This is a genomic window from Planotetraspora phitsanulokensis (assembly GCF_016863295.1).
GTDB classification, from domain to species: Bacteria; Actinomycetota; Actinomycetes; order Streptosporangiales; family Streptosporangiaceae; genus Planotetraspora; species Planotetraspora phitsanulokensis.
Genome location: NZ_BOOP01000011.1, coordinates 22,518 through 49,347 on the forward strand (window position 1 = coordinate 22,518; position 26,830 = coordinate 49,347).

At 69.0% G+C, this 26,830-nt stretch carries 26 protein-coding genes; 8 read left to right on the forward strand and 18 right to left on the reverse strand.

From position 1 onward, the window contains the following. Positions 1 to 79: 79 nt before the first annotated feature. Positions 80 to 964, reverse strand: coding sequence for a hypothetical protein (locus Pph01_RS14240; RefSeq protein ID WP_204073557.1), 885 nt, complete (start codon positions 962 to 964; stop codon positions 80 to 82). A gap of 244 nt (positions 965 to 1,208) precedes the next feature. On the opposite strand from Pph01_RS14240, the gene Pph01_RS14245 reads away from it, so the two are divergent. Next, positions 1,209 to 2,366: an acyltransferase family protein gene (locus Pph01_RS14245; RefSeq protein WP_239116688.1), complete on the forward strand. Its 1,158-nt coding sequence runs from the start codon at positions 1,209 to 1,211 to the stop codon at positions 2,364 to 2,366. A 34-nt stretch (positions 2,367 to 2,400) separates the two neighbouring features. On the opposite strand, the gene Pph01_RS14250 is transcribed toward Pph01_RS14245, so the two are convergent. The 8 genes from Pph01_RS14250 to Pph01_RS14285 are packed head-to-tail and all read right to left on the reverse strand — an operon-like array spanning position 2,401 to position 10,786. Further along, positions 2,401 to 3,294: a glycosyltransferase family 2 protein gene (locus Pph01_RS14250; RefSeq protein ID WP_204073559.1), complete on the reverse strand. Its 894-nt coding sequence runs from the start codon at positions 3,292 to 3,294 to the stop codon at positions 2,401 to 2,403. Between the two features lie 11 nt (positions 3,295 to 3,305). Further along, positions 3,306 to 4,790, reverse strand: a complete 1,485-nt coding sequence (locus tag Pph01_RS14255) for an oligosaccharide flippase family protein (protein ID WP_204073560.1) — start codon at positions 4,788 to 4,790, stop codon at positions 3,306 to 3,308. Continuing rightward, on the reverse strand, positions 4,787 to 5,827 hold the full coding sequence (locus Pph01_RS14260) for a hypothetical protein (protein WP_204073561.1): 1,041 nt from the start codon (positions 5,825 to 5,827) through the stop codon (positions 4,787 to 4,789). Before Pph01_RS14260 ends, Pph01_RS14255 begins: the two co-directional genes overlap by 4 nt. 4 nt (positions 5,828 to 5,831) lie before the next feature. Beyond that, a complete protein-coding gene (locus Pph01_RS14265; protein ID WP_239116689.1) occupies positions 5,832 to 7,106 on the reverse strand; it encodes a DUF4910 domain-containing protein in 1,275 nt (424 codons plus the stop codon). Then, a complete protein-coding gene (locus Pph01_RS14270) occupies positions 7,103 to 8,134 on the reverse strand; it encodes an NAD-dependent epimerase/dehydratase family protein (protein ID WP_204073562.1) in 1,032 nt (343 codons plus the stop codon). Before Pph01_RS14270 ends, Pph01_RS14265 begins: the two co-directional genes overlap by 4 nt. A 5-nt stretch (positions 8,135 to 8,139) precedes the next feature. Next, a complete protein-coding gene (locus tag Pph01_RS14275) occupies positions 8,140 to 8,790 on the reverse strand; it encodes a PIG-L deacetylase family protein (protein WP_204073563.1) in 651 nt (216 codons plus the stop codon). Next, a complete protein-coding gene (locus tag Pph01_RS14280) occupies positions 8,787 to 9,566 on the reverse strand; it encodes a sugar phosphate nucleotidyltransferase (RefSeq protein ID WP_204073564.1) in 780 nt (259 codons plus the stop codon). Before Pph01_RS14280 ends, Pph01_RS14275 begins: the two co-directional genes overlap by 4 nt. Beyond that, the gene (locus tag Pph01_RS14285) at positions 9,563 to 10,786 is read right to left on the reverse strand and encodes a class I SAM-dependent methyltransferase (protein WP_204073565.1); all 1,224 of its coding nucleotides are present in this window, start codon (positions 10,784 to 10,786) and stop codon (positions 9,563 to 9,565) included. Before Pph01_RS14285 ends, Pph01_RS14280 begins: the two co-directional genes overlap by 4 nt. Positions 10,787 to 10,908: 122 nt before the next feature. Here Pph01_RS14285 and rfbC point away from each other — a divergent pair, with 122 nt between their 5' ends. After that, the gene (gene rfbC, locus Pph01_RS14290; protein WP_204073566.1) at positions 10,909 to 11,499 is read left to right on the forward strand and encodes a dTDP-4-dehydrorhamnose 3,5-epimerase; all 591 of its coding nucleotides are present in this window, start codon (positions 10,909 to 10,911) and stop codon (positions 11,497 to 11,499) included. Here rfbC and rfbD read toward each other — a convergent pair. Then, a complete protein-coding gene (gene rfbD / locus Pph01_RS14295; RefSeq protein ID WP_204073567.1) occupies positions 11,481 to 12,311 on the reverse strand; it encodes a dTDP-4-dehydrorhamnose reductase in 831 nt (276 codons plus the stop codon). The genes rfbC and rfbD overlap by 19 nt on opposite strands. 12 nt (positions 12,312 to 12,323) lie before the next feature. Next, positions 12,324 to 13,301 (reverse strand): dTDP-glucose 4,6-dehydratase, encoded by a 978-nt coding sequence (gene rfbB, locus Pph01_RS14300; RefSeq protein ID WP_204073568.1) that lies wholly within the window; start codon positions 13,299 to 13,301, stop codon positions 12,324 to 12,326. Positions 13,302 to 13,529: 228 nt separating this feature from the next. Here rfbB and Pph01_RS14305 point away from each other — a divergent pair, with 228 nt between their 5' ends. Continuing rightward, positions 13,530 to 15,125 carry a DUF4082 domain-containing protein gene (locus Pph01_RS14305; RefSeq protein WP_204073569.1) on the forward strand — a complete coding sequence of 532 codons (1,596 nt, stop codon included), beginning with the start codon at positions 13,530 to 13,532 and terminating at the stop codon, positions 15,123 to 15,125. Positions 15,126 to 15,276: 151 nt separating this feature from the next. Here the strand turns inward: Pph01_RS14305 and Pph01_RS14310 are convergent, their stop codons facing one another. Both Pph01_RS14310 and Pph01_RS14315 read right to left on the reverse strand, forming a co-directional pair. Continuing rightward, complete coding sequence (locus Pph01_RS14310) at positions 15,277 to 16,341, reverse strand: glucose-1-phosphate thymidylyltransferase (protein WP_204073570.1); 1,065 nt, start codon at positions 16,339 to 16,341, stop codon at positions 15,277 to 15,279. Position 16,342: 1 nt separating this feature from the next. Then, positions 16,343 to 17,740, reverse strand: a complete 1,398-nt coding sequence (locus Pph01_RS14315; RefSeq protein ID WP_239116690.1) for a sugar transferase — start codon at positions 17,738 to 17,740, stop codon at positions 16,343 to 16,345. A gap of 398 nt (positions 17,741 to 18,138) precedes the next feature. Between Pph01_RS14315 and Pph01_RS14320 the strand changes: the two genes are divergently transcribed. Then, on the forward strand, positions 18,139 to 19,158 hold the full coding sequence (locus Pph01_RS14320) for an LCP family protein (protein ID WP_204073572.1): 1,020 nt from the start codon (positions 18,139 to 18,141) through the stop codon (positions 19,156 to 19,158). Between the two features lie 37 nt (positions 19,159 to 19,195). Next, complete coding sequence (locus Pph01_RS14325) at positions 19,196 to 19,960, forward strand: crotonase/enoyl-CoA hydratase family protein (protein WP_204073573.1); 765 nt, start codon at positions 19,196 to 19,198, stop codon at positions 19,958 to 19,960. Positions 19,961 to 19,973: 13 nt separating this feature from the next. Here the strand turns inward: Pph01_RS14325 and Pph01_RS14330 are convergent, their stop codons facing one another. Genes Pph01_RS14330 through Pph01_RS14340 form a run of 3 tightly spaced genes read right to left on the reverse strand, consistent with a single transcriptional unit; the run spans position 19,974 to position 21,959 of the window. Then, positions 19,974 to 20,336, reverse strand: a complete 363-nt coding sequence (locus Pph01_RS14330; protein ID WP_204073574.1) for a hypothetical protein — start codon at positions 20,334 to 20,336, stop codon at positions 19,974 to 19,976. A gap of 43 nt (positions 20,337 to 20,379) precedes the next feature. Then, positions 20,380 to 20,994 carry a GntR family transcriptional regulator gene (locus Pph01_RS14335; RefSeq protein WP_204073575.1) on the reverse strand — a complete coding sequence of 205 codons (615 nt, stop codon included), beginning with the start codon at positions 20,992 to 20,994 and terminating at the stop codon, positions 20,380 to 20,382. After that, positions 20,991 to 21,959 carry a DMT family transporter gene (locus Pph01_RS14340; RefSeq protein ID WP_204073576.1) on the reverse strand — a complete coding sequence of 323 codons (969 nt, stop codon included), beginning with the start codon at positions 21,957 to 21,959 and terminating at the stop codon, positions 20,991 to 20,993. Before Pph01_RS14340 ends, Pph01_RS14335 begins: the two co-directional genes overlap by 4 nt. Before the next feature lie 315 nt (positions 21,960 to 22,274). Between Pph01_RS14340 and Pph01_RS14345 the strand changes: the two genes are divergently transcribed. Further along, positions 22,275 to 24,398, forward strand: a complete 2,124-nt coding sequence (locus tag Pph01_RS14345) for a sensor histidine kinase (RefSeq protein ID WP_204073577.1) — start codon at positions 22,275 to 22,277, stop codon at positions 24,396 to 24,398. Continuing rightward, positions 24,395 to 24,748: a DUF742 domain-containing protein gene (locus tag Pph01_RS14350; protein WP_204073578.1), complete on the forward strand. Its 354-nt coding sequence runs from the start codon at positions 24,395 to 24,397 to the stop codon at positions 24,746 to 24,748. The genes Pph01_RS14345 and Pph01_RS14350 overlap by 4 nt, the downstream gene beginning before the upstream one ends. 8 nt (positions 24,749 to 24,756) lie before the next feature. Here Pph01_RS14350 and Pph01_RS14355 read toward each other — a convergent pair whose 3' ends face one another. Both Pph01_RS14355 and Pph01_RS14360 read right to left on the reverse strand, forming a co-directional pair. Further along, a complete protein-coding gene (locus tag Pph01_RS14355; protein WP_204073579.1) occupies positions 24,757 to 25,161 on the reverse strand; it encodes a hypothetical protein in 405 nt (134 codons plus the stop codon). Positions 25,162 to 25,236: 75 nt separating this feature from the next. Next, positions 25,237 to 25,611: a hypothetical protein gene (locus Pph01_RS14360; protein WP_239116691.1), complete on the reverse strand. Its 375-nt coding sequence runs from the start codon at positions 25,609 to 25,611 to the stop codon at positions 25,237 to 25,239. A 218-nt stretch (positions 25,612 to 25,829) separates the two neighbouring features. Here Pph01_RS14360 and Pph01_RS14365 point away from each other — a divergent pair, with 218 nt between their 5' ends. Then, positions 25,830 to 26,825 (forward strand): zinc-binding dehydrogenase, encoded by a 996-nt coding sequence (locus Pph01_RS14365; RefSeq protein WP_204073580.1) that lies wholly within the window; start codon positions 25,830 to 25,832, stop codon positions 26,823 to 26,825. Positions 26,826 to 26,830 lie beyond the last annotated feature (5 nt).

A 26,830-nucleotide genomic window follows, 5' to 3' on the forward strand; every position in this document is an offset into this window, starting at 1 on the left:
CATCGGTGTGCCTAGGTATGAAAATCGCCGAATCCAGGGCGCCACGACCCGTCACTCACGCGGATCGCGCCACCGGAGGTCACCCGGCCCGCGGCCTGGTGCTCGAGACGTCGTCGATGCGATCCTTCGGGCCACCCGAGGAGCCCTGTCCGTCCTTCGCGGACGCGAATCGCAGGCTGGTGTGGCGGTCGCCGTCGGCGTCGTCCGGGATGACGACGATGACCGCTGTCTCGTCCTCCCATCCGGACGCGCCCGAACCCCTGCGATCCGGCTGGGCGCCATCCCTCACGTCGCGGGTCACGGGGACGTCGGACGGTGCGAGCGCCCGCTTCTTCGACTCGGCCGACCACTGCGCGCGCATCATGCCGGCGCGGCGGCGGCGGGCCCGGATCCGGCTCACCATGAAGGCGAGGCCGAGACCCACGATGACGACGGCGAAGAACCCGCCGGCCGCCGCTCCCCACTTCGTCGTGCGCTTCGCCTGGGGAGTGCCCGGAGGTGCCACATCGGTGATGGTGATGTAGGTGCTCGGCGGGGCCTTGAGCTCCCGCTGCCGCTCGGACAGCGCCTCGCGGATGAGCTTGCCCGCACTCGTCACGGTGGCACTCGCCTTGGCGGGAACCTTGCTCTCGACCTCGATGTAGACGAACGGACCGTTCGTGCTGATGCCGAGGAGCTCCGGGTTGGTCCGGCCGTCGTTGATGGTGAGCTGGGTGTCACCGTTCTTGACGATTCCCAGCCGCGTCAGCGTCTCCGGGGTGTTCATGGCCAGGATCAGGATGCCGGCGGTGGTTCGGAGTCCGTCATTGAACTGGAGCAGCGGGTTGGTCAGGCCTCCCGCTTCCCTTGGATTCGGTGACAACGTCCCGCCGCTGGCGGGCGTGGTCAGCACCATCGACGCGGTGGACACGTAGGTGGTGGGGACCAGGAAGTAGGCGACGCATGCCGCCGCGATTGCCAGCACAGCAATAGGTGGCCCCACGAACCTAGACCGCGCGAGATCGAGGATGGTCTTCCAGAAGTCCATGAGGTCCCCGCCCTCTGAGCGTGCTTGTGCGCTGTGAACGCCAGAGACTGTACTTTACCAACCATGGATGCGAGCTCATAGATTGAAACGGTCCAATAAACCTTACGCCTAACAACTGTTACATGCCGTGACCGTTCGGGGATGAACGAGAGGGACTCACATGGAATCCTCCGCGGAAGGCGTGCTAAACGCGAAAGTCCTTCCCCCATCGACACCGCCGGCGCGCGGTCGGCTCGCGGGGCTCGACGGGATCCGCGGACTCGCAGCTCTCTTCGTCGTGTTGCATCACTGCTGGTTGATGTCGTTTTCCGGCTTTCCCTCCGATACAGGTCCGTGGTGGCTGAGCCCGCTGGTGTACGGACACTTCGCGGTCGTGGTGTTCATCGTATTGTCAGGTTTCTCCCTGGCTGTCTCACCCGCGAGGAACGATTGGCAGGTTGGAGGGCTTCGCCGCTTCGCCCGCCGCCGCGCGTGGCGCATCCTCCCGCCCTACTGGGCGGCCCTGGTGTTCAGCCTGGCGATCGCCTGGACGCTCGTCCCGCAACCGGGCGAGGGTGTGCCGACGGGGAAGACCGTGGTGTTGTACGGCCTGCTCCTGCAGGACATCGCCGGTTCGCCGAGTCCCAACGGGGCCTTCTGGTCGATCGCCGTTGAGGCCCAGCTCTACATCGTCTTCCCGCTCATGCTCCTGGTGCTGCGCCGGGCCGGCGCCATCGTGATGCTGGGCCTGGTGACCGCGGTGGTCGTGGCCATCGGGCTCCTCGCGTCCGGGGTCGCCGTCGTCGACGCGCTGATGCGGCTCACTCCGCAGTTCGCGGTGCTGTTCGCCATCGGGATCGTCGCCGCGGGTGTCGTCAACCGGCCTGAACGGCGCCGCCCGGCCCCGTTGCCGTGGCTGGCGCTGCTGTTCGCCCTCCCCGTGGTGGCGCTCATCGCCGTGCGCGGCTCCGCGTGGACGGTCGACCACTTCTTCTGGATCGACCTCGCGATCGGTCCCGCAGTCGGGTTCCTGCTCGCGGCGGTGGCGACCGGCCGGCCCTCGGTGCTGGTCCGCGTGCTGGACACCCGGCCGATCCGCAGCCTCGGCTCGTTCTCCTACAGCCTCTACCTGACGCACGCCCCCATCGTGGTGGTGCTCAGCACGATGGTGGTGAGTCCTCACATGAGCCCGGGGCTGGGCAAGTTCCTGGTGACCGCGGCCTTGGCCGTGCCGCTCAGCCTGGTCGTGGGACGGCTGTTCGCGGCCGTCTTCGAGATCCCGTTCCAGCGGCACAGGAGCTGGAACGGCCTACGGGCCGCGATGAGCGCGCGACTGTCGCGGACGGCGACGGCCGGCTGAGGCCCGGGTGCGAGTCACCCGGTACCGGCGGGGTTCACCGGCCTCGGGACAGGGGCCGTGTAGCCATCCGGGCGAGCTTGCGGCTGCGGCGTGCCGCGACCCGCTGTTGACGGACGAGGAACATCCGGTAGACCGCGGCCCGTGCCCTGCGGCGCTGCTCGTCGGTGAGCTCCGCCTCCTGCAGCCAGCGCAACATCTCGCGGCACTGCAGTGTGGTGGCGAACCGCGCCTGCCAGGCGGGAACGTCGAGCCGCCGGGCGAGGATGGACGGCGTCTCGTGCTTCCAGTTGCGACGACCGAGCACCTCGGGCACGTGCCCCCACGGACCCGTCAGGGCCAGCTTCGTCGCGAACACCTCGTCCTCCCGCAGCATGTTCCTCCTGCGGATGGCGACCAACGGCTCTCTGCGGAACAGGCCGTAGAGGGGGTCGATCAGGAGATGGCTCTCGTTGAGCATGCGGAGCATCTCGGTGAAGCGCTCGACCGGGTCGTCCGACAGCAGGCCGACGCCCTCGTACTCGGCGGTCGAGGTGACGCCGTCCGGGCCCGTGTAGGCGATCTGCGTGGTGACGAGGAGGAGCCTTTCATCGTCGGCGAACGCCTGGAGCGAGCGGGAGACGCAGGCGGGCTCCAGCCAGTCGTCGTCGCTGACCCAGCGGAAGAACTCGCCCTGGGCGATCCGACCGGCGGTCATGAAGTTGCCGAGGATCCCGACGTTCTCCGGCTGGCGGTGGTAGAGGATGCGGTCGTCATCCTTCGCCAGCGCGCGGCACAACTCCTCGGTGCCGTCGGTCGAGGCGTTGTCGCAGATGACCAGCTGGATGCGCTCGTGGTCCTGCGCTAGCACCGACCCGATCACGCGCTCGAGCCGTTCGGCTCCGTTGCGCGTGGGCAACCCGACGGACACCAGCGTGTCGGCACCGGTCACGACAGTTCCTTTCAGCGGGAGCGGGCCGGAATGAAATGCACGGCCCTGCCGGTGAACTCTCTGAGCTGAGCCCACGGCACGACGATGAGGATGTACGCGATCAAGCCGGCGCCGCCTGCGAGGACGAGCTCGAAGAAGGCGACGTCGCCTGCGAGCGGCCTGACGAGAAGGGCCACGGCGCCGGAGACGAGGCCCGCGACCGCCGGCCGTACGAGGTGGGGGAGAACCGGACGCAGGTCGACTTTTTCCCGCTGGAGGAAGTAGATCGCCAGCGGTAGCCCGACCAGCACGGCGGCCGCCATCTGGCCGATCGCCGCGCCGCGGATGCCGTCCAGGTCCGTGCCGATGATGATCGCGGGTATCAGCGCGACGCCGTGCCCGAGGTTCATCCACACGGTGGCCCTGGTCGCGCCTTGCGAGGTCAGGATGTCGAAGGCGAGCGCGGTGAGCATCCGCACCAGCATGACGACCGCCAGATAGCGCAGCACGGCGCCGGAGGCGTCCCACCTCTCGCCATAGAGGAACGACACAAGCGGGTGCGCCAGGGTCGCCATCAGAACCGCGATCGGCAGCACGACGGTGAAGAGCATGGGGACCGCTCGCCGCACCCCGTTCGACAGCGACTCGTCACCGCGTTCCGCGAGCCGCGAGAAACCGGGAATGGAGACGAAGCGCACAGCGGTGCCGACCAGGCCGGGCACCCAGCTGGACACGTTGAACGCCAGCAGGTAGAAACCCAGCAGAACGGTGCCGAGCCTGTCGCCGACGATGATGTAGCCCACGTTCAGCAGCACCGCCTCCAGGCCGGTGCCGGCGGCCGACGGGATCCCGAACTTCAGGAGCTTCACCGCGATCGCCCTGTCCAGGCCCAACCGGAAGGGCATCTTGGCCGCGAACAGCACGAACACGCCGGTGACCACGGCTCCCGCCACCTGACCCCAGGCGAAGCTGTACGGCCCCGCCCCCGATGCGGCGAGGGTGATGGCGACCGCGGCGTTCACCACGAAGCCCGCCAGGAGCGACATGGTGAGCCGGTCCTGCTGGAACCGGCGCATCAACGCGGCGGTGCGCACCGCGGTGACGGCCTCGACGAGGATCACCGCGGTGAGCAACTGGACCACCGGTGCGGCGTCCGCGTTGCCCGCCAGTTCGGCGAACGCGGGAGCCCCCAGCCAGAAGACGCCATAGAGCAGGACGGCCGAGATCAGCGCCATGAGCGACGCGGTCGGGGCCATGTCCTCGAGCTTGCCCCGCCACTGCACGGTCGCGGCCATGATGCCGATGTCCTTCACGGTCATCACGAACTGCGTCGCGGCGAGGGCGACCGCGTAGATGCCGAAGTCGGACGGAGCCAGCAGCCGGGCCAGGATGAGCCCCATCGCGAAGGAGGCGACCTTGGTCACCATCTGCCCGACGACACTCCACTTGAGCCCCCGGCCGGCCTGGCGACCGAGGGAACCTACGGGGCTTTCGGCTTCGTCCGACTCCTGGCTCATACCGGCTGTATCTCCTCGACTCGCTCGAGCCATATCTCCCGCCAAAACGGGATGAACTCGCGCGGACAGCTCATGTTGTAGACACCCGCGCAAACAATATCGTCGAGGATGATGCAGGGAGTCTTCATCCGCAACATCCTTCCGGTCCGCTCGTCGATGCAGCGTTCCACCCGGGAGCGCACGGTCGCGGTGCGGCCGCAGTAGCGGGACATCTCCTCTTCGAAGCCCATGCCGCGGTTGAGGAGGTCGTCGTTCAACGTCTTGAGGATCTCCTCCTTGGACTTGATCCGTACGACGTCGCCGGGCTGGAGCCCGAGCTCGGCGAAGGGCGTCTTGTCGCCCGCCTGCCCCTTGAGCCAGCCCCACCGCAGCCCGCCCCTGATCCACAGGGCTGGGGGGAGCTTCTTCTTGCTGAGCGTCTGGTATCGGTTGAACGCGCCCACGAGGAACGCGCGTGCCACCGACACGGCGCCCGCGTTGCCCGATCTGACGTCCATGACGTACTGCCGCATGTCCTTCAGCGGCAGCCGCCCGGGCGCCGCACGCAGCAGCTCCGTCGCCTGGCAGGAGTAGCGCTCCTCGCCGTCGGGGTCGGGTTCCTTCCTGGAGTTGATCTCGACGATGGGCAGCAGCGCACGAACCGCGGAGGTGTCCTTGGGCTCGGTCGGCCCGGTCGGCCCGGTCGGCTCGGTCGGGTCGACCCGCTTCAGCCAGGCTTCCTTCCAGAACATGGAGCAGGCCGTCTGGCATCCGCCGTGGGCGGATCCGTCGCAGCGGGCCCCCGTGAGGTGCACCGCGTTGTGCATGCGCCGCATGCCGCCGCGCGTGATCGTGTCGCACAACTTGTGCGCGACCTTGTGGACCGTGAGGCGCTGCCCGCAGTAGCGCAGCATCTCCGGCATGAAGGGCAGGTTCTCGTACTCGCCCTTCTCGTCCAGCGTGGCCAGGATCTCGGCCTCGCCGAGGACCTCCACCATCTCGCCGACGCGGAGGTTGAGCGCCGCTCCCTGGGGAGCGGCGGTCTCTAATTGGGTCATTCCCTTACTCCTTGAGCAATCCGGCATCGTGAAGGGCCGCAGCCGCCTCCGCCACCAGGGGGAACGGAAGGCCGGAACGTTCCGCCACGTCCAGCAGATCGTGGTCCCCGTCGGAGAGGTTGAGGACCCACAACATCGCCATCTGGGCCTGCTGCGTGTCGCTGCGGCCGCCCAGTGAGCCGTACAACCCACGCCTGCCCAGTTGCGGTTCACCGTAGGGACTGAGGTTGGTGTACCGGCGGTTGGCCTCGAGCACCCGGAGCACCTCCCAGCAGGTCTCAAGGGTGTCCGTCATCGCCTCGGGTGAGACGAAATCTGGATTGTCCCCCGAGGTGTGGTATTCGGGATAGCCCGCGTACGGCGTCCGCGTCAGCGATCCCACGCCCAGGTTGAAGCCCGGGGAGCAGAACTGCCGCTCGTCGTAGCCGTACGGGGAGAAGTCGATGACCGTGTGCTCCCTGCCGGAGGTGCGCAGGACCTGTTCCACGGCCCGGTCGATCTCGGCGTCGCCCCGCCTGCTGCGCTTGTAGGTGAGGGCGCCGCTGTCGCCGGCGCAGGCGAGCACGAGCCCCGCCCGGACACGGTCGACGCGGTGGCGGTTGAGCGCCAGCCAGGTGATCGCACCGATCGTGCCCGGCATGAACAGGAAACGGTAGGTGAAGTGCGGCCGGTTCTCGGCCAGCCGCGCGGCGAGCCGGGTGGCGACCGCGATGCCGGCGAGGTTGTCGTTGGCCAGCGACGGATGACACACATGGCACGAGATCAGCACCTCGTCGGCGACCTCGCCCTCGACGACGTGCTCGCCGTAGGTCAGGTGCCCGTCGGCGAGCGTGGAGTCGATGAGCACCTCGTACTGCCCGCCGGGCAGCGCGGCCAGCGTGTTCTCACGCAGGCAGAAGCCCCAGGTCTCCCGGTAGTAGCTGGTCCGGTAGGGGACCAGGTCGGGCTGGGCGGGCAGCGTGTGGAGATGGCCGCGGAGCTCGTCGAGGCTCATCGTGGCCGACACCGGGACGCTGTACCCCACCACGTGCAGGTTGGACTCGGCGAAGTCGATCACCTTCGCGCCGGAGGGGTCCTTGACGTAAGCGTCGCGGATGTTCCACTCCTTGGGCACGGTCCAGTCGAGGACCTCCGTCCCCGTCGGCACCTCGTGAACCTGGAGGGGGATGGTCTCCCCCACGATCTCCAGGGTTCGCCGGACGCCGTCGCCGGTGATGCTGCGGCACAGTGGATACAGCCGCTCCACCAGCGCGTGCATCTCGTCGCCGACGGTGGTCACCGCGCGTCCGCGGGCCGCAGGTCCTCGCCGATCGTGCCCGCCTCCTGACGGTCCGACAGCCGGGCGAGCCGGGTGAACCGGCGGTCGAAGTGCTCCTTCTCGAGGCCGAAGCGTCGGTAGGCGTCGACCAGTTCGACCGCACCCGCCTTGACCGTCCAGCGCGCCTGGAAGCCGGGCAGCGCCGCCCGCACGCGGGCGAAGTCCACCCGGTAGGAGCGGGGGTCCGCGCCGGCCTCGCCGGTGATGACGAGTTCGGAACCCGGCACCGCCTCGACGACCTCGGAGGCGATCTCCGCCACCGTGACGTTGTTCTGCTCGGTGCCGACATTGAACGCCTTGTTGTGCACGGCCTCACGCGGTGCGACCAGCGCCTGCGCGAACGCGTCCGCGATGTCCCTGGCGTGCACGAGCGGCCGCCACGGAGTGCCGTCCGACAACACGCGCACCTGACCCGTGAGGACGGCGTGCCCGATGAGGTTGTTCAGCACGATGTCCGCGCGGAGCCGCGGCGAGAACCCGAACGCGGTGGCGTTGCGCAGGTAGACCGGGGTGAAGTCGTCGTCCGCGAGTTCACCGACCTCGTCCTCCACCCGCACCTTCGACTCGGCGTACGGTGTGACCGGCCGCAGCGGGGCGTCCTCGTCGACCAGCTCGTCGCCGCCGGAGGCGCCGTAGACCGAGCAGGTGGACGCGTAGAGGAAGCGGCGGACGCCCGCGTCGCGGGCCAGCCGTGCCAGCCGTACCGACGCGTGGTGGTTGATGTCGTAGGTGAGCTCGGGCGCCAGCGATCCCAGCGGGTCGTTGGACAGCGCGGCGAGATGCACGACGGCGTCCACCCCGGCCAGGGTCTCCGGGGTCACGTCGCGCAGGTCGACCGCGTGGCCGGCTGGGTCGTCGGGCACGGGACCCAGAACGCAGTCGGCGAACAGTCCGGAATCCAGGCCGACCACTTCGTGGCCCGCCTCAGCGAGCACCGGGGCCATCACACTGCCCAGGTAGCCCTGGTGTCCGGTCAACAGCACGCGCATCCGGGTCAACCTCCTGCCAGATCGAGAGTCAGCTTGTTCACGTAGAACGCCTCGGCGTAGCGCGCGTGGCATTCGATCCCGCGGATGCGGGCAAGCCCAAGGAACGCCTCACGGTCGTACCAGGGACGGTGTCGTTGCGACGCGTAATGCTCGTGGAGCAGCGCCACCTTCTTCTCTGCGACCTCGGGCTCCAGCGGCTGGTACACCGAGGGCCGCCCGAGGTCGCCGTCCCACTTGGCGATCTCGTAGCCGAGCGCCAGATGGTCGCGGAACGCCGTGGGGATGAGCTTGGCGAGCCCACGGTGATCCTGGTGCGCGTCCCCGGTCCAGGGCCCGATCACCAGGTCGGGGTCGGTCTCCGCACGCAGTTCCTCGACCGCGGCCTTGGCCTCGTCCCAGTGCGCGGGCAACCGGCCGTCGGGCATCTTGAGCACCGTGACCCGCAGGTCCGCGCCGGGGCAGAAGGCGGCCAGGGCGGCACGCTCCTCGTCCTCGCGCTCGGTGCCTCCGCCGGAGAGCACCAGCGCGTCAACCCGGATCCCGGGCCGCGCGGAGCAGATGGTCAGCAGGGTCCCGCCGGCGCCGATGGGGAGATCGTCGCAGTGAGCGGCGAGCGCCGCCACCCGCTCCAGTCTCGAGGAACGCAGACCGATCATGCGTCCCGCTCCCACAGCGCCCACGGGTGTTCACCGCGCGAATAGGCCTCGTCCAGTGCCACCCGCTCCTTGACCGTATCGGTAGGCCGCCAATATCCACGGTAGGGATAGGCGAGCATGCGCCCCTGCTTGGCCAGCCCGACGCAGCCGTCCCCTACCAGGTCACCATTCTCCGGGATGTGGTCGAAGACGTCCTGACGGAGGACGAAATAGCCACCGTTGACCCACAGGGGCATCTTGCTGACCGGCGTGACGTCGGTGACCGACCAGCCGTCCTCGACCTCGATGCAGTGGAAGGTCTCCGCCGGAGGGACGACCATCATGGACGCCCCGGCGTCCGAAGCTGCGAACCTGTCGATGATCTCGGGAAGCGGCGCGTCCGTGAGCACGTCGGCGTAGTTGGCCAGGAACATCTCCTCGCCGTCGAGATGCTCACGCACACGGCGCAGCCGCTCACCGATCGGTGAGTCGATGCCCGTCTGCACGAACGAGATCGACCAGTCGGAGATGTCCGTCGACAACAACTCGACCTGGCCGCCGCGCAGGACGAAGTCGTTGGACGTCGTCTCCTGGTAGTTGAGGAAGAAGTCCTTGATGTGGTGCGCGCCGTATCCCAGGCAGAGAATGAACTCCGTGTGCCCGAAGTGCGCGTAGTAGCGCATCACATGCCAGATGAGCGGTCGCGGACCAACGAGTTGCATCGGCTTCGGCACGTCGCCGGGCGTGCCGCTGCGCATCCGCGTTCCGTACCCGCCGCAGAAGAGGACGACCTTCACGAGATCTCCAACCTGGGGATGGGGAAGACCAGCCGGCCTCCCCAGTCGTGCACATACGAGAGTTGCTGGGAAATCTCCTCGCGGAGGTTCCACGGGAGGACCAGGACGTAGTCCGGACGGTCTTCCGCGATCCGCTCAGGGGCCAGGATCGGAATCCTGGTGCCCGGTGTGAACCTGCCGTGCTTGTAGGGATTGCGGTCCACCGTGTAGGTCAGCAGGTCGGCCCGGACGCCGCAGTGGTTCAGCAGCGTGTTGCCCTTGCCCGGTGCGCCGTAGCCGACGACCGTCTTGCCCTGCTCGGCCGCCTCGATCAGGAAGGCCAGTAGGTCGCGCCGCACCTTGGCCACCCGCGCGGCGAACTCGGCGTACCCGGACAGCTCATGCAGCCCGGCGGCCTTCTCCCTGGCCAGTACGTCGGACACTCGCGAGCTTGGTTCTCCGGCCGCCTCCGCGGGCCGCGCCCACAGGCGGATCGAGCCTCCGTGCGTCGGCACCAGTTCGACGTCCACGAGCGACAGGCCCCCGCTCGCGAGCGCCCGCTGGGCGGAGGCGACCGTGTAGTACTGGAAGTGCTCGTGGTAGATGGTGTCGTACTGGTTGAGCTCCACCAGGGTGAGCAGGTGCTGCACCTCGATGGAGACCCATCCGTCGTCGGCGACGAGCGCGCGCAGCCCTTGGGTGAACCCGATGACGTCGGGGATGTGTGCGTACACGTTGTTCGCCACGACGAGGTCCGCGGGACCGTGCTCCTCGCGTACGGCGGCGCCCGTCTCCGGGCCGAGGAAGGCCGTGAGCGTGGGCACCCCCTTCCCCCTCGCGGCCTCTCCGACGTTCGCCGACGGCTCCACCCCGAGGCACCGGATGCCCTGTGCCACCACGTGCTGCAGCAGGTAGCCGTCGTTGCTGGCCACCTCCACGACGAACGACTCCTCCGACAGGCCCAGCCGTTCGACCGCGCCCGTCACGAACGTCCGCGCGTGCTCCACCCACGAGTTGGAGTAGGAGGAGAAGTAGGCGTACTCGGTGAACGTGTCCTCTGGCGTGATCAGCGGCGGAATCTGGGCCAGCCAGCACTCCGTGCACACCCGCAGGTGCAGCGGATAGGTGGCCTCAGGCTCGTCGAGCTGTTCGGCCGTCAGGAACCGCTCACACGGAGGCGTCGCCCCCAGGTCGACGATGCTCGCCAGGCTCGCCGAGCCGCACAACCGGCACGTTGTCATCAATACGCTCCCTCGCCACTCACTTGCCGTCGAAAGACGTGCGGGAGCGACCATCGGTTGTCATGAAACGAAATGGCTTCCATCACCAGGTCAGAAATATCTCACTGTGTCATGCTTCGCCCATGGATCGCCTGAGCATAGATGGCGCATGGTGCCACACGCCCCGTATACACACCGATCATCGTGGCGCGTTCCTTGAATCTTTCAAGGCCGCCGAGGTAGAGGAGGCCGTGGGACACCGGCTCAACCTCGCACAGGTCAACTGCTCGGTCTCCGCGAAGGGCGTGCTGAGGGGTGTGCACTTCGCGGACGTGCCCCCCGGCCAGGCCAAATACGTGACATGCGTCTCCGGGAGCATCCTCGACGTGGTCGTGGACGTGCGGGTCGGCTCACCGACGTTCGGCGCATGGGAGGCCGTCACCCTCGACGACGAGTCGCGGCGGGCGCTCTACATAGCCGAAGGGCTGGGCCACGCCTTCCTGACCTTGAGCGAGCAGGCCACGGTCGTCTACCTGTGCTCGGAGCCGTACGCCCCCGGACGGGAGCACGGGGTGAACCCGCTCGACACCGGCCTCGGAATCGAGTGGCCCGCCGACATCGAGCCGATCCTGTCCGACAAGGACGCGCAGGCGCCCTCGCTGAAGGAGGCGCTGGATTCCGGGCTCCTGCCCGACTACGAGACCTGCGTGGCCTTCTACGAGAAGCTCAAATAGGGCCAGGCGTCCCGCAGCGCCTCCTTCCAGTCCCGCATGGGGGCGAGCCCCGCTTCGCTCCAGCGGCCGTGCGCGAGCACGCTGTAGGCCGGCCGGGGGGCGGGGCGCGCGTACGCGTCGGCCGTCGTCGGGAGCACCCGCTCGGGATCTGCGCCCAGGAGCGTGAAGATCTCGCGGGCGAAGCCGTGCCAGCTCGTCCGTCCTGAGCAGGTGCCGTGGTAGACCCCGCCGGGAATCGGGGAGCGTCCGAGCGCGACGAGCTGGGCCGCCAGATCCCGGGTCGAGGTGGGCTGCCCCTCCTGGTCGGTCACCACCGACACCGTCTCCCGCTCAGCGGCGAGCCGCATCATGGTCTTCACGAAGTTGGGGCCGTGGGCGCCGTACAGCCACGCCGTGCGTACGACGACGTGACCGTGCTCGAGAGCGGCGACCTCGCCGGCCAGCTTCGTCCGCCCATAGGCGTTCACCGGGCTGACGGGATCGTTCTCTCCGTACGGCTCACGCCGTGTGCCGTCGAAGACATAGTCGGTGGAGACCTGGATCAGCCGTGCGCCGCCGTCGGCGCAGGCGCGGGCGAGGCCTCGGACGGCGTGGCCGTTGACGGCCATCGCCTCCTCCTCGTGCGTCTCCGCGTCGTCGACGGCGGTCCAGGCCGCGCAGTTGACCACGACGTCCGGCTTCAGCTCCCGGACGGCATCGGCCACGGCCGCGTCGTCTCGCACGTCGAGTTCCCGGCCGAACCCGGTGACCTCATCGCCGGCGAGCGTCTCCAGCAGGTCGGCGCCCAGCATGCCCCGGGCGCCGGTGACCATCCATCGCACCGCTCAGACCGCCGAGCCCGACGTGAGCAGCGGCTTCCACCACTGCGGGTTGTCCACGTACCACCGGACGGTGGCCGCCAGGCCCTCCTCGAAGGTCACCTCGGGCGCGTATCCGAGGGCGCGCAGCTTGGCGTCGTCCAGGGAGTAACGACGGTCGTGTCCCTTGCGGTCGGGCACGCGCTCCACCATGTCCCAGCCGGCGTCGAGCGCGGCCAGCAACCGGCCGGTCAGGTCGAGGTTGGACAGCTCAGCCGTGCCCGCGATGTGGTAGACCTCGCCGGGCTCGCCGACCTCGGCGACGCGCTGGATGCCGCGGCAGTGGTCGGCCACGTGAATCCAGTCCCTGATGTTCCCGCCGTCACCGTAGAGCGGGACGCGGCGGCCCTCGATCAGGTTGGTCACGAACAGCGGGACGACCTTCTCGGGGAACTGGTACGGGCCGTAGTTGTTGCCGCAACGCGTGATCGAGACGGGCAGGCCGTGGGTGACGGCATAGGCCCTGGCGATCAGGTCGCCTCCCGCCTTCGCCGCCGAGTACGGCGAACGGGGGGCCAGAGGTGCGTTCTCATCCCAGGAGCCGGCGTCGATGGAGCCGTAGACCTCGTCCGTCGACACCTGCACGAACTTGCCCACTCCCGCGGCGAGGCAGGCGTCCAGGAGGGTCTGCGTTCCCAGAACGTTCGTCCGGACGAATTCTGAGGCGCCGTCAATCGAACGGTCGACGTGCGACTCCGCCGCGAAATTGATGACGATGTCATGGCCGGGGACGACCTCACGCAGCAGACGGCCGTCGCAGATGTCCCCGTGAACGAAGTCGTAACGGCCCTCGACCGGCGCGAGGTTGGCGAGGTTTCCCGCGTAGGTCAGCCGGTCGAGGACGGTCACCTGGGCTCCGGCGAAGGCCGGGTACCCACCGGTGAGCACGGTCCGGACGTACTGCGAGCCGATGAATCCGGCACCGCCTGTGATCAGAATCCTCACGTCAGGGATCTCCACGTTGAACTGCGAATGCAAACGCCGCTGAGCAGGCCTTCTTTCGCCCACTCCATCGGCCTGGAACAGTCAAGGAAAAGAGCAAGATCGGTAGCATCGAGACGAAAATCGACAAATTGATGTGCGACTGTGACCTCAGGCGTCACAATAGCCCACGGCAGTGGACCGGTAAGGACGATACGACGAACCCAGCGCCACCGCGCGGAGGTCGGAGACATGGCCAATACGCATTCCCCACGCCACCGGGTCGAGGGCGAGGACGTCCCCTCTCGCCGGCGAGTTCCGAGAGTGCGGCTGGTGGTCATGGTGGCCTGTGGCCTCGCCATCGCCGCCATTCCTGTGATCTCCGCCCTCAAGGGCTCGCCCGACCGGCCCGTCTCTGCCGTGGCACCCCCGACGCCGAAGGCCACGCCGAAGATGAGGGAAGTCAGCTTCTGGACGCCGACGACCGCCTTCAAGCCCGCCCCTCCCCGACATGCGGACGGGAGCCCGGTCGAGCTGGGCACGCGATTCACCGCCGCACAGGACGGTTGGGTGGCCGGCATCCGCTTCTTCAAGGCCTCGGGCGAGAAGGGCGCGCACACGGGAAGCCTATGGGACGCGACGGGCCGGCGACTGGCGAGCATCGCGTTCACCGCCGAGTCCGCCTCCGGCTGGCAGGAGGCCCGTTTCGGGAAGACCGTGCCGATCAAGGGGGGCGAGGTTTACACCGTCTCCTACCACAGCGACCACGGAACCTACGCCGGACGGCCCTCGGCCACGGCCCTGCGATCCGGTCCATTGAGCTCCGCGAAGGGCCGGACCGGCGTCTACATGTACGGCAAGAGCCGCTTCCCGCACAAATCGAACCCGCGGAACTACAACTACTTCGTCGACCCGATCTACCAGTGGTGGGACGACCAGCCCACATTGCCGACGACGAGCACTCCGACGCCCTCGGCGCCGACGGCGACGCCGTCCGCCACCCCCAAGCGGGAGAAGCCGAGCCCGAAGCCCTCGCCGAGCACGTCCAAGCCGTCCACTGAGCCGTCCTACGAGCCAAGCGGCTCGTGCCCCGGGTACCCGACCCCGGACTGCACCGGCGTCCCGCCCGGGACCGACCTGGTGACCAAGCGCCTGAACGACGGAGGCGCCTACCGGGTGAAGACGGCCGGCACCGTCCTCGACGGCGTCCACATCCCCGGCGACCTGCTGATCACGGCGAACAACGTGACAGTCAAGAACAGCCGGATCGACGGCACCGTGATCAACGAGTGGGGCACGACGCACTACTCATTCAAGATCAGCGACTCGACGGTCGGGCCCGCCACCGGGTGTCTCACCGCCCCGGGTGTCGGCGAGTCCGACTTCACGGCCACGCGGGTGCTGGTGCGCGGGCACGGTGACGGCTTCCGGGCCTCCGGTGACGACATCGTCATCCGGGACTCCTACGTCCACCTGTGCTCGCGGCCGGGCGACCACTCCGACGGCATCCAGACCTACATGACGGGCAAGGGGCTGGTCTTCCAGCACAACACCGTCGACCAGCGCGACGCCAAGGACATCACGGCGCCGATCTTCATCACCGACCCCGGCGCCGTCAATGTGTCCGTCATCGACAACCTCATCATGGGCGGCACGTACGCCCTTCAGGTCAAGAACGCCAGCGGCACCGTCGTCGTCCGCGGCAACAAGCTCGTCAACAAGTCGTGGGTCTACGGACCCGTCGAGGCGGACTGCTCCTCCATCAACTGGTCGGGGAACACCCTCGTCACCATCGACGACAACTACCGCGTCACCTCCACCGTGGGCCCGCTGCCCTGCCGCAGCTGACGGCGGCGTGATCCCGGGGTGCGGGCCGTAACGCACCCCGGGCAGGGCGGCCGCTGGGCCGGACTGACGCAGAACAGACGTGGAAGGGCCCGCTCAGCTGCGCTGAGCGGGCCCTTCCACGTCCGTGCCGGCCTCCCTGGCCGGGTCGCGGCTAGGAGCTGATCTGCACCTTGCTGTGGTCCCCCAGCACCAGCCGGTGCGCCTTGGGCGTTCTGGGCGCCGGGGTGACCTCCACGTCATGGCCGATCAGCGAGGCCTCGATCCTGTGAACCCCGTCGACCGAGGAGCGGGCGAGCAGGATCGAGTACTCGATCTCGCTGTGGCTGATGCGGCAGTCCCTGGCCACCGACGTGAACGGCCCGACGTAGGAGTCCGTGATGACGGTTCCCGCGCCGATGACGGCGGGGCCGACGATCCGGGAGCCGTGCACGGAGGCGCCCGCCTCGACGACCACGCGGCCGATGAGCTCGGAGTCCTTGACCTCTCCGTCCAGGCGCGGCTCCAGCGACTCCAGCACGAGCCGGTTGACCTCCAGCATGTCGGCGACGTTGCCGGTGTCCTTCCAGTAGCCGGAGATCAGCGCCGGCTGCACGTCGTGCCCCGCGTCGATCAGCGACTGGATGGCGTCGGTGATCTCCAGTTCTCCCCGCCGGGACGGCTTCAGCGTGGCGACGGCCTCGTGGACCGCGGGGGTGAACAGGTAGACGCCCACCAGGGCAAGGTCGCTCTTGGGCTCACGCGGCTTCTCCTCGAGGCCGACGACCCTGCCGGTGGCGTCGAGTTCGGCGACTCCGAACTGCCGCGGGTCCGGGACCTTGGTCAGCATGATCTGGGCGCTCGGGCGCTCGGCGCGGAAGCGCTTCACCAGGCCGTCGATCCCCCCGACGATGAAGTTGTCCCCGAGGTACATCACGAAGTCGTCGTCGGCCAGGTAGTCACGGGCGATGAGAACGGCGTGCGCCAGCCCGAGCGGCGCCGTCTGCCGGAGGTAGGTCACTTCCAGGCCGAACGCCGAGCCGTCTCCGACCGCGGCCTCGATCTCGGCCTGCGTGTCCCCCACCACGATGCCGACGTCCTTGATGCCGGCCGAGGCGATGGCCTCGAGGCCGTAGAACAGGACCGGCTTGTTGGCGACCGGCACCAACTGCTTCGCCTGGGTGTGGGTGATGGGCCTGAGCCGGGTGCCTGATCCACCGGCCAGGACGAGCGCCTTCAAATCAGTAAGCCCCTTCTCCACGGGTGACCGCCGACCAGGTCTTCCATAAGACCTGGAGATCCAACATAAGGGACCAATTCTCCACATAACGCAGGTCGAGCCGGACCGATTCTTCCCAAGACAGGTCGGACCTGCCGCTCACCTGCCACAACCCCGTCATCCCGGGCTTGACCACCAGACGGCGGCGGACGTCGGTGCCGTACTGGGCGACCTCGACGGGGAGCGGCGGCCGCGGGCCGACGAGCGACATCTCCCCGCGCAACACGTTGAGGAGCTGAGGCAGCTCGTCGAGGGAGTAGCGCCTCAGGAGACCGCCCACCTTGGTGATCCGTGGATCGTTCCTCATTTTGAAGAGCACGCCGTCCGACTCGTTCTCTTCAAGAAGAACGCCCTTGAGGCGTTCCGCGTCGGCGACCATCGTCCGGAACTTGAGAACCTGGAACTCGCGCCCGTGCCGACCGACCCGCGTCTGGCGGAAGAGCGCCTTGCCCGGACTGCTCGCTCGGATGACGAATGCGATGGACAACATCGGCACGGCCAGCAGCGCCAGCGCGAACGCGGCCACGATCCGGTCGAACGCGCTCTTCACGAGCTGGCGGATCCCGTCGATGTCCGGGTGCTCGACGTGCAGCAGGGGCATGCCCGCGACAGGCCGGACGCTGATCCGCGGGCCCGCGACGTCCATGAGGGCGGGCGCGACGAACAGGTCGGCTCCCTTGGACTCGATTCCCCAGGCGAGGCGGCGCAGGGCGATGCCGTCGAGTTCCGGGCACGCGAGAACCGCGACGGCGTCGGCCTCGAGCTTGTCGACGATCTCCGGCACCTCGCTGAAGTCCCCGAGCACCGGCACACCGTCGACGTCGAGCATCTGCTCTCCGTCCGCTCCGTACGGCAGGCACGCGGCCACCACCCGCATGCCGTGGTACGGCTGCCGCCTGAACTGCATCACGAGATCGATGACCGACGCCCGATGCCCGACGGCGACGACGCGGCGCATGTACTCACCTTTGCTACGGGCACGGTGCAACCTCTTGCGCATCTTCTGCCGGAACAGAAGCGTGAAGAAGATGGCGAGCGGCAACATCGCCATGACATAGCTTCGGGCGATCATCGTCTGGGTCGCGTAGGCGCCGATGGCGACGGCGGCGATCAGTCCGACACCGCCTTCTGTGACGGCGCGGAACTCCGCCGTCCCCTCACCATGAGCCCGCTTGCGGTATCCGCCGGCTATCGCCATGACCAACGGCCAGACCGCCGTCAGGGCCAGCCCGAAGTAGAGATCGTAAAGGGGGATGAAGGCGCCGAGCTTGAGCCGGGTCAGCTCGACCACGGAGAAGGCGATGACCGCGGAGAGCAGGTCGCCCGCTACCAGGACCTTCCGGTAGGAAGCGGTCCACATACTGGGCGAAGAGCGCACAACGACGTCCAGGGGAACCACCGGAGATTCGGGCAGCCCCGCACGAGCTTCCATCTCACCACGCCCTTAGTCGCTGGACTGTGCAGGAGATTGACGCATGAAGCATCCCAACGGTTCACAGGGAACTCAGGCGTTCCAGGGCCAGGCGCCCAGATCGATACTAAAGAGCGACCGGAGGGGATGGAACGTGCATCACTGTCCACAATCGGCCGTGGTGAAGCGACCGTTATCGCTTGACGGAACGGTCCAAAGGTGCCGCATTCCCGTTAAATACAACAGAAGTTCACCTGCCCGGAAATGACAGCGACCGAGACGGATGTCGGAATGGACTAACGTTCCGGCGGATCTCCATACGCGCCTCTTCCCCCAGGTGGCCTGCGATGACCTCCATAGAAGACCTCCTCGACGCCGACGCCGTACGACCGCCCTCCCGGCGACGCAGGGTGGTGATCATCGTCTCGCTGATCGTGCTCGTGCCGATCGTGGGGATCTTCGCTCTTCTCATGCAGCGCCAGCACGTCTACGACAACAACATCGAGCGGGTGCAGCAGGTCTTCCCCGAAGAACGGGAGCGGCCGGCGAAGGTGGTCGGATCCGCCCAGAACTGGCTGGTCATCGGGGCCGACCGGCGACCCGGCGACTCCGGTTTCCAGCGGTCGGACAGCCTCATGATCGTCCACGTGCCCGCGGACAGGAGGCGGATCTTCCTGATCTCCATTCCGCGGGACTCCCACGTCCCGATCCCCGGCCACGGCAGAGACAAGATCAACGCGGCATACGCCTACGGAGGCCCACGGCTGCTGATCAAGACCGTGGAGAACCTCACCAAGGTACGGATCGACCACTTCGCCGCCCTGGACTTCAATGGCTTCATCGCGATGAGCAAGGCGCTGGGAGGCGTCGAGCTGTACATCGCACGCGACAGCGTCGACACCGCCAACAAGGTCACCTGGAAGCAGGGGACGGTTCGCCTCGAAGGCGAGAAGGCGCTGCTGTTCGTCCGGCAACGCTACGGTCTGCCGGACGGCGACTTCGACCGGATCAAGCGCCAACAGGCGTTCCTCCAGGCGATGGCCCAGAAGGCGATCAGCAAGGGCACGCTCACGAACCCGTTCAAGCTCGACGAGTTCCTGCAGGCGCTGACCAAGTCCATAACGGTGGACTCGGGCGTCTCCATCGGCACCCTGCGTGATCTGGCGCTCGAACTGCGCGATATCCGGGGCACCGACCTGGTGTCGACCACCATCCCCGTCGCCGGCACCGGGATGGTCGGTGGAGCGAGCATCGTCCGGCTGGACGACACCGGGGTCGCGAGCATGACCGAGGCCGTCAGGAACGACACGCTGGACGACTATTTCGCCAATGGAGGCGTCGTCAACGACGGCTCCTTCATCCGTTGACCGGCACCGGACGGCGCCACCGAACTACATTCCAGACATGTCCATCCGCATCGACCGGCGTGGCCCGGTGACCACTGTGATCCTGAACAGGCCCGACGTCCGCAACGCGGTCGACCTGGCCACCGCGACTGCGCTCGCCGACGCGTTCCGCGCGTTCGAGGACGACGAGAGCGCGTCCGTCGCCGTGTTGTGGGGCGACGGGGGCACGTTCTGCTCGGGCGCCGACCTCCACGCGGTGGGCACCGAACGCGGCAACCGGGTCGAGCCGGACGGCGACGGGCCCATGGGCCCCACCCGGATGCGCCTGTCCAAACCGGTCATCGCCGCGGTCGAGGGTCACGCCGTCGCGGGAGGTCTGGAACTGGCTCTGTGGTGCGACCTCCGCGTCGCCGCCGAGGACGCGACGTTCGGCGTGTTCTGCCGCAGATGGGGCGTCCCGCTCATCGACGGCGGCACCGTACGGCTGCCGCGTCTCATCGGCACGGGGCGGGCGCTCGACCTGATACTCACGGGCCGGGCCGTACCCGCGCGGGAGGCGCTGGACATCGGGCTGGTCAACCGGCTGGTCCCGGCCGGCACCGCCCGCGAGGCCGCGGAGGAACTGGCGGCGCGACTCGCCGGGCTTCCCCAGGCGTGTCTGCGTCAGGACCGCCTCGCGGTGCTGGAGCAGGAGGGGTTGCCGGAGGACGAGGCCATGGCCGCCGAGTTCCGACACGGTCTCGTGTCGCTGGACGCCATGCGGGCCGAGGGCCTGGCGGGAGTGGAGAGGTTCCGCGCCGGCGGGGGACGGCACGGCGCCTGAGGCGCGGGTGGGCTCAGTCGTATTCGAGATCGGGTAACGGTGAAGGCGGATCGGGACTGCGCCATACGACCACGTAGCCGTCACCGGCGGTCTCCAGTGCCGTGCGCAGCCGTTCGAGGTCGAAGTCGGGCAGGTATCTCAGCCGGGCGAGGAAGCCGGCGTCGGTCGCCGACCTGGGGACGACGCAGCCCTCCCCGTCGCGGTCGAGAAGGACGATGAGCACGTCGGGGTGCCCCTCGGCCGGTGCCAGCCCGCCGACCCGGACCTCCGCGACGTCCTCCCATGCGAGGGCCTCGACGCTGCCGTCGGAGTAGTGACGGGCGACGCCCTCTTCGGTGACGTAGACATAGGAATCCGGCACTGCGTTGCCGTGCATGGGCGCGATTGTGACGACTTGGGGGCGCTCCGTGCAAGAGAGGTCACGATTCGCGCCATCGCAGATGGTCCTTGACCGCCCGGCGGGCCTCGTCCTCGGGACCCCGGGCGATCGCCTGAAGCAACTCCCGGTGCTCGGCCACCAACTCGAGACGGTCTCCGTAGACGGCGCGCAGGCGCACGAGGCCGAGTCGCGTCTCGGCCGCGAGGGAGCCGTAGAGACGGTCGAGGCGCGGGCTGCCGACGGCGGCGATCAGCGCCTCGTGCAGGGCCATGTGCTCGGCCACGACCGCGGCCCACGGCGCTTCGGCGGGCAGGCCGCCCATCCGGTCCAGGGCCGCCTCCGCGTCGGGCACGCGACTGCCCGCGAGCGCCTCCGCCATCAACTCCTCGAGAGGCTGCCGGACGTACATCAGGTCCGCGAGGTCGTCCGCCGTGACCTCGGGGACGTACGCGCTGCGGTTGCGTTCGCGGCGCAGCAGCCCTTCGTGGACGAGGACGGCGAGCGCCTCTCGCACGGTCGGCCGGGCGACGCCGTACCGGGCGGACGACTCCTGCTCGGTCACCGCCTCCCCCGGCCCGATGTCTCCGGACAACACGCGCTCGCGCAGTGCCGCGGCGAGCGCCTCGACGGTGGAGACGGGCCTGAGCGTGGTCACGGCACCGAGCCTAGATGCGCGGGCGCCCTGTCCACCGGGCCGGCGACGGTTCTGCCGGGAACGGCGACGGCGGCGAGGCTCAGGCCGAGCAGCGCGAGGCCTCCCCACGAGAGCGGGGACAGGTGCTCTCCCAGCACGACCAGGCCGAGCAGCGCCGCGACCGCGGGCTCGGCGAGCGCCAGCGTCGCCGCGGTCGCCACGGGCGTCGTCCGCAGGCCCCTTCCGTAGAGCAGGTAGGCCAGCGCCGTCGTCGCGCAGCCGAGATACAGCGTGGCGAGCAGGCCGCGCGGGTGCGCCAGCCAGCCCGCGCCGGTCACGAGCAGGACGGGCAGCATGATGACGGCCGCCCCGCCGAACATGACGCCCATGACGACGGACGACTCGATGCCGCGTCCGATCGCGCGGGCGGCGACGACCGCGTAGAAGGCGTAGAGCAGGCCTCCGAGCAGCGCGAGGGCGATCCCCCACGGATCCGCCCCGCCCGTCACGCCGCCGGCGGCGCCTCCCCCGACCAGTACGGCGCAGCCGGCCACGGCCGCGGCGGTGGCGAAGGCCCAGCGGCGGCTCGGAGGCTCGCGGCCGATGAGCCAGGACAGGAGCCCGGTGAACACCGGTCCGCTGCCGATGGCCACCACCGTGCCGATGGCCACACCGGTGCGCTGGACGGCGGCGAAGAAGCACAGTTGGTAGCCCGCGACGGCGCCGGCCGCCAGCACGAGCCCCCATCCCAGCCCGCGCGCGGCCACCTGGGGCGCGGCATTCCGCGACCGGACGAGGGCGACCCGCGACTTCGCCTCCCGCGGCCGCGCCAGGACGGCCACCGCGGCGAGCACCGCTCCTCCGAGCACCAGACGCGCCGCGGCGAGCGGCACGGGGTCGGCGCCGGCCACGACGCCTGCCGTGCCGGCCGTCCCCCACAGGGCCGCCGCGGCCATGACGACGAGTGGACCGGATCGCAGAGCCATGCACAGATTGTCTGACAACCAGACAAGCTCTGGCAAGGCCGGGGACCGGTCCATAATTCCGTCGGGAAATAGGGGAAACGCGCCGGGAAGGGGCGGCGAGTATCGCCATAAAAACCGCTAAACGGATTTCACCGGACCATACACACGGGACAGTCACACCGTCCTTGCCCCGACACTTCCCGACCATGATCACAAAGGCCGACACGCCATCGTGAAATGTCAGAACTTGCCTGGACAAATCCTTGGTATCCCTCCTCACCCATTGCTAGTGTTTCGCCACTATTGACACATGTGTCTTCCGAACGGGTGGGGCTCATGGCTGGACGGAAACGTTCCATTCGTTTCAAGATTTTCGCGATCCTGCTGGTTCCGCTGACCGCCCTCGCGGTGATCTGGGGATTCGCCGCCACCCTCACCGTCCAGAGCGGACTCGAACTGCTCAAGATCCAGACGGTGTACGACAATGTCGTGGTGCCCACGCGCACGCTGCTGGGTGACATCCAGCAGGAACGACTCCTGTCCGCCGCCTATCTCGGCAGGAAGTCCTCCGTCCGCGACGAACTCGACGCCCAGCGCAAGCGCACGGACGCCTCGGTCGAGGAACTGGCCCGCGTCTCGCAGAACGCCCAGGACGAGACGCCGCCGGCCATGTGGCAACGCATCGAGGAGCTCATCGGCCAGGTCCGCAAGTTCGACGCCCTGCGCGGTCGCGTCGACGACCACGGCCTGTCGCGCCTGGAGGCGATCGAGGACTACAGCGCCGTCGCGGAGGTCGGCTTCCAGGCGTACGACCGCCTGATGATCTCCCCTGACATGGACCTCATCGAGCAGACCAAGGCCATCATCCTGATCGGCCGCAGCCGCGAGGTCATGAGCCAGGAGTCCGCGCTGATCACGGGCGTGCTCGCGATCGGCAGGATCTCACCCGACGAGCGCGACGCCTTCGCCAAGATGGTCGGCCAGCGCCGCCTGCTCTACCAGCTCGGCACCAGCCAGCTCGACGCCGAGCTGATCAAGGGGTTCGCGGCGGTGAACGCCTCACCCGCCTACGCCTCGTTCATGTCCATGGAGAACGAGATCATGGTCGGCGTGCAGCCCAACACGCGGCTGCCCCGCGACGCGGACGTCTGGCACACCACCACCGAAGGACTGGTCGCCACCTTCTCGCAGATCAGCGGCGACGGCAGCAAGGCGATCGCCGACCGCGCCCTCCCCCTCGCCAAGGGCGCGCTGTACCGCATCGGCATCGCCGGCGCCCTCGGCCTGATCGCGGTGATCGCCACCCTGTTCATCTCGGTCAGGTTCGCCCGGGGGCTCACCACCGAGCTCGTCGGACTCCGGCGGGCCGCGCACGAACTCGCCGACCGGCGGCTGCCCGCGATCGTCCAGCGCCTGCGCCGGGGCGAGGACGTCGACGTCGTCGCCGAGACGCCGCCGATCGTCACCCGGGGGGACACGGCCGAGGTCGTCGAGGTCGGCAACGCCTTCACCTCGGTGCAGCACACCGCTGTGGAGGCCGCGGTCGGGCAGGCGGAGCTCCGCAAGGGCGTCGGCAACGTGTTCCTCAACCTCGCCCGTCGCAGCCAGTCGCTCCTGCAGCGCCAGCTCGCCCTGCTCGACGAGCTGGAACAGCAGGTCCCCGACCCCGACACGATGGAGAAGCTCTTCGCGGTCGACCACCTGACCACGCGCATGCGCCGCCATGCCGAGGGCCTGATCATCTTGTCCGGCGCGCATCCCGGCCGCGGCTGGCGCAACCCCGTCAGCCTCTTCGACGTGGCCCGCGCGGCCGTCGAGGAGGTCGAGGACTACCTCCGGGTGAGCGTGGTCGTGCCGCAGGGCCCGGCGGTCATCGGCGGGAGCGTCACCGACCTGGTCCACCTCCTCGCGGAACTGGTGGAGAACGCCACGATCTTCTCGCCGCCGCACACCCAGGTCATCGTGCGCGGCGAAGTGGTGGCCCGCGGTTTCGCTGTGGAGATCGAGGACCGCGGTCTCGGCATCAGCCCCGAGGAACTGGCCCAGCTCAACGAGCGGCTGGCCGACCCGCCCGAGTTCGACCTGGCCGACAGCGACCGGCTGGGCCTGTTCGTGGTGGGGCTGCTCGCCCGGCGCCACGGCGTCCGAGTGTCCCTCCGGTCCTCGCCGTACGGCGGGACCAGCGCGGTCGTGCTCCTGCCCAAGGAGATCGTGGTGGAGAACGCCGGCGACGAGCACTCCGTCGAGCGGCTGATCCCGCCGAGGCCGCCGGCTCCGCCCGTTCTCGCGCTCACCCCACCCGCCGCCGACGCCGCCGTCGACACGTCCGCGGACCCCGCCGGGGACTCACTCCCCCGGCGCGTGCGTCAGGAGAATCTGGCGCCGCAGCTGCGGGAGGAACCTCGTGACGTCTTCGGCTCCTTCCAGGCCGGGTGGCAGCGCGCCCAGGAGGAGTCATGACCGAGCAGGAGTTCGGCCCGCTCCTCCGCCCCTACACGCTCACGCGGGGCCGGACCAGGCCCAGCGGGCCGGACCTCGACCTGATGACCATGATCAGGACGGTGCCGTCCGCGCACACGCGGGCGGCGGGGCTGCCTCCGGAGCACCTGCGGATCCTCCAGTTGTGCCTCGCTCCCGCCTCGGTCGCCGACATCGCGTCGGAGATGGGAGTGTCGCTCAACGTCATGCGCATCCTCCTCGGCGACCTGCGCGACCAGGGCCTCATCACGGCACGGCCGCAGGCCACGGTCGCCCAGCTCCCCGAGGAGCGCATCCTCCGCGAGGTCATCCAGGGTCTCCGGGCGCTCTAGGCGCGCGGTCACGCCTCCCGGGCGAAGGACTCGACCAGCGCGCCGACGTGTGCCCGGGCCGGTTCCGTCAGCTCCTCGGCGTACCGGTCCAGCACGCTCACGAAACGCCCCACGTCGGCGGTCGCCGCAGGGGGTAGGGCCAGCTGGACCAGCTCGCCGTCCAGCACCAGGTCTCCCTCGATCGTGAACCGATCCTCCTCCAGCCCGGCGCGGATCTCGAAGACGAGCTCGTGACCGAGCAGCTCCAGTTCCAGGCCGAGCCGTACGGCATGGCCGCCCAGATCCGAGACGGGCATCCAGCGGACGTGGGGGAAGTGGTCCTGGGAGACGGATCGGCCCGTCTCCGTGAATAGCGCCGCCGTACGCAGCAGAGCTCGCAGAAGTCCGGCGGCGCCCTGACTGTTGGCGTCCACTCCGGCAGGTTAGATCACATCGAGGCGGCGGTCGGACGAATCATGAACGTCGCGGCGGTCTCCTCCCGTCATGCGTCACCTGAAGGCGAAGCACTCCACCTCGGCCCGGCGGAAGGTCAGGCCCGCGCCGACGGACTCGTTCACGCAGGCCTGCTCTCGCGGGCTGAGCGTCAGTACGCCGCAGACCGACACGCTGGAGTAGGTGCGGCAGTCGAGATTGGGGTTCCATGCGCCGACGCGGTAGTTCAGCCTGACGTCCTTCCGGCACTGGGTCCGGTCGCCGGCCGTGTCCTCGAAGCGGCACTGTCCGAGCAGGATGGTGTACTGCCCCCTGCTGACCTCTTCCTGTTGCCGGCCGCCCGCTTGATGCCGGCCGTCCGCGTACGCGGTTGCCACCACGCCGAGCATGGTCATCGCAGCGAGCACGGCGACAGCGACGATCTTCTTCATGGCGCCCCCCCACGAGGAGACGTACCCTCCACTGAGAAATCCCGACCCTTTGTCACTTTCCGGATATATCCGGCTTTAGTCCATCCGAATGGGCAAGGGTTCGCGAGCGGCGCGGCCTCGTAGACCGGCGTCCCGGTCCCGCGATCACGGCTTGACTTCAACTTAAGTTGAAGTTGCAGACTGCGATCACGGCATCCGACCGGCCGGAGGGGGATCACGTGCGTGCGGTGTGGTTGAAGGAGTTCGGGGGACCCGAGGTGCTCGTCGCCTCCGACACGCCCGACCCCGTGGCGGGCCCGGGACAGGCACTCGTCGAGGTGGCGTTCGCCAACATCACCTTCGTCGAGACCCAGTTCCGCGCGGGCGGCTTCGGGCCGTTCAAGGCGGAGCTCCCGATGATCCCCGGCAACGGCGTCGGCGGCGTGGTCGTCGCCGTGGGCGAGGGAGCCGACGACCGCCTGGTCGGCACGAGAGTGGTCTGCGGCACCGGCGGCTCGGGAGGCTACGCCGAGCTCGCCGCGGTGGACGCCGCCGGGCTGATCGAGGTGCCGGACGACGTGGCGCTCGACACCGCGGTGGCCCTGCTGGCCGACGGCCGCACGGCGATGTGGCTCCTCCGTACGGCGGCGCTCCGCCCGGGAGAGCGCGTCCTGGTCGAGGCGGCGGCCGGAGGCGTGGGCGGACTGCTGGTGCAACTCGCCCGTGCGGCCGGGGCGACCGTCATCGCGGCCGCCGGCGGCGCCCACAAGGTCGGGGTGGCCCGCGATCTGGGCGCCGACGTGGCGGTGGACTACCGGCAGGCGGACTGGACGGACCGGGTCCGCGAAACCGGGGGCGGCGTCGACGTCGTCTTCGACGGGGTCGGGGGCGCGATCGGGCGGTCTGCGTTCGACCTGCTCGAACGCCGCGGCCGCATGCTGAGTTTCGGCATGGCGAGCGGCCAGTGGACCGGCGTCTCGGAGGAGGAGGCGACTGATCGCGACGTCGTCCTCCTCCGAGGCGCCCAACTGACGCCCGAGGCGTCGCGGGCGTTCACCGCGGACGCGCTGGCGGAGACCGCGGCGGGACGGCTGCGGCCGACGATCGGGCAGCGCTTCCCGCTGGAGCGGGCGGCCGACGCCCATGCCGCCATCCAGTCCCGGGCGACCGTGGGCAAGACCCTGCTGGTGACGGGCCGGTCCCCGTCCGCCGGAAATCCCTTGGACGGCGCATGAGGCCC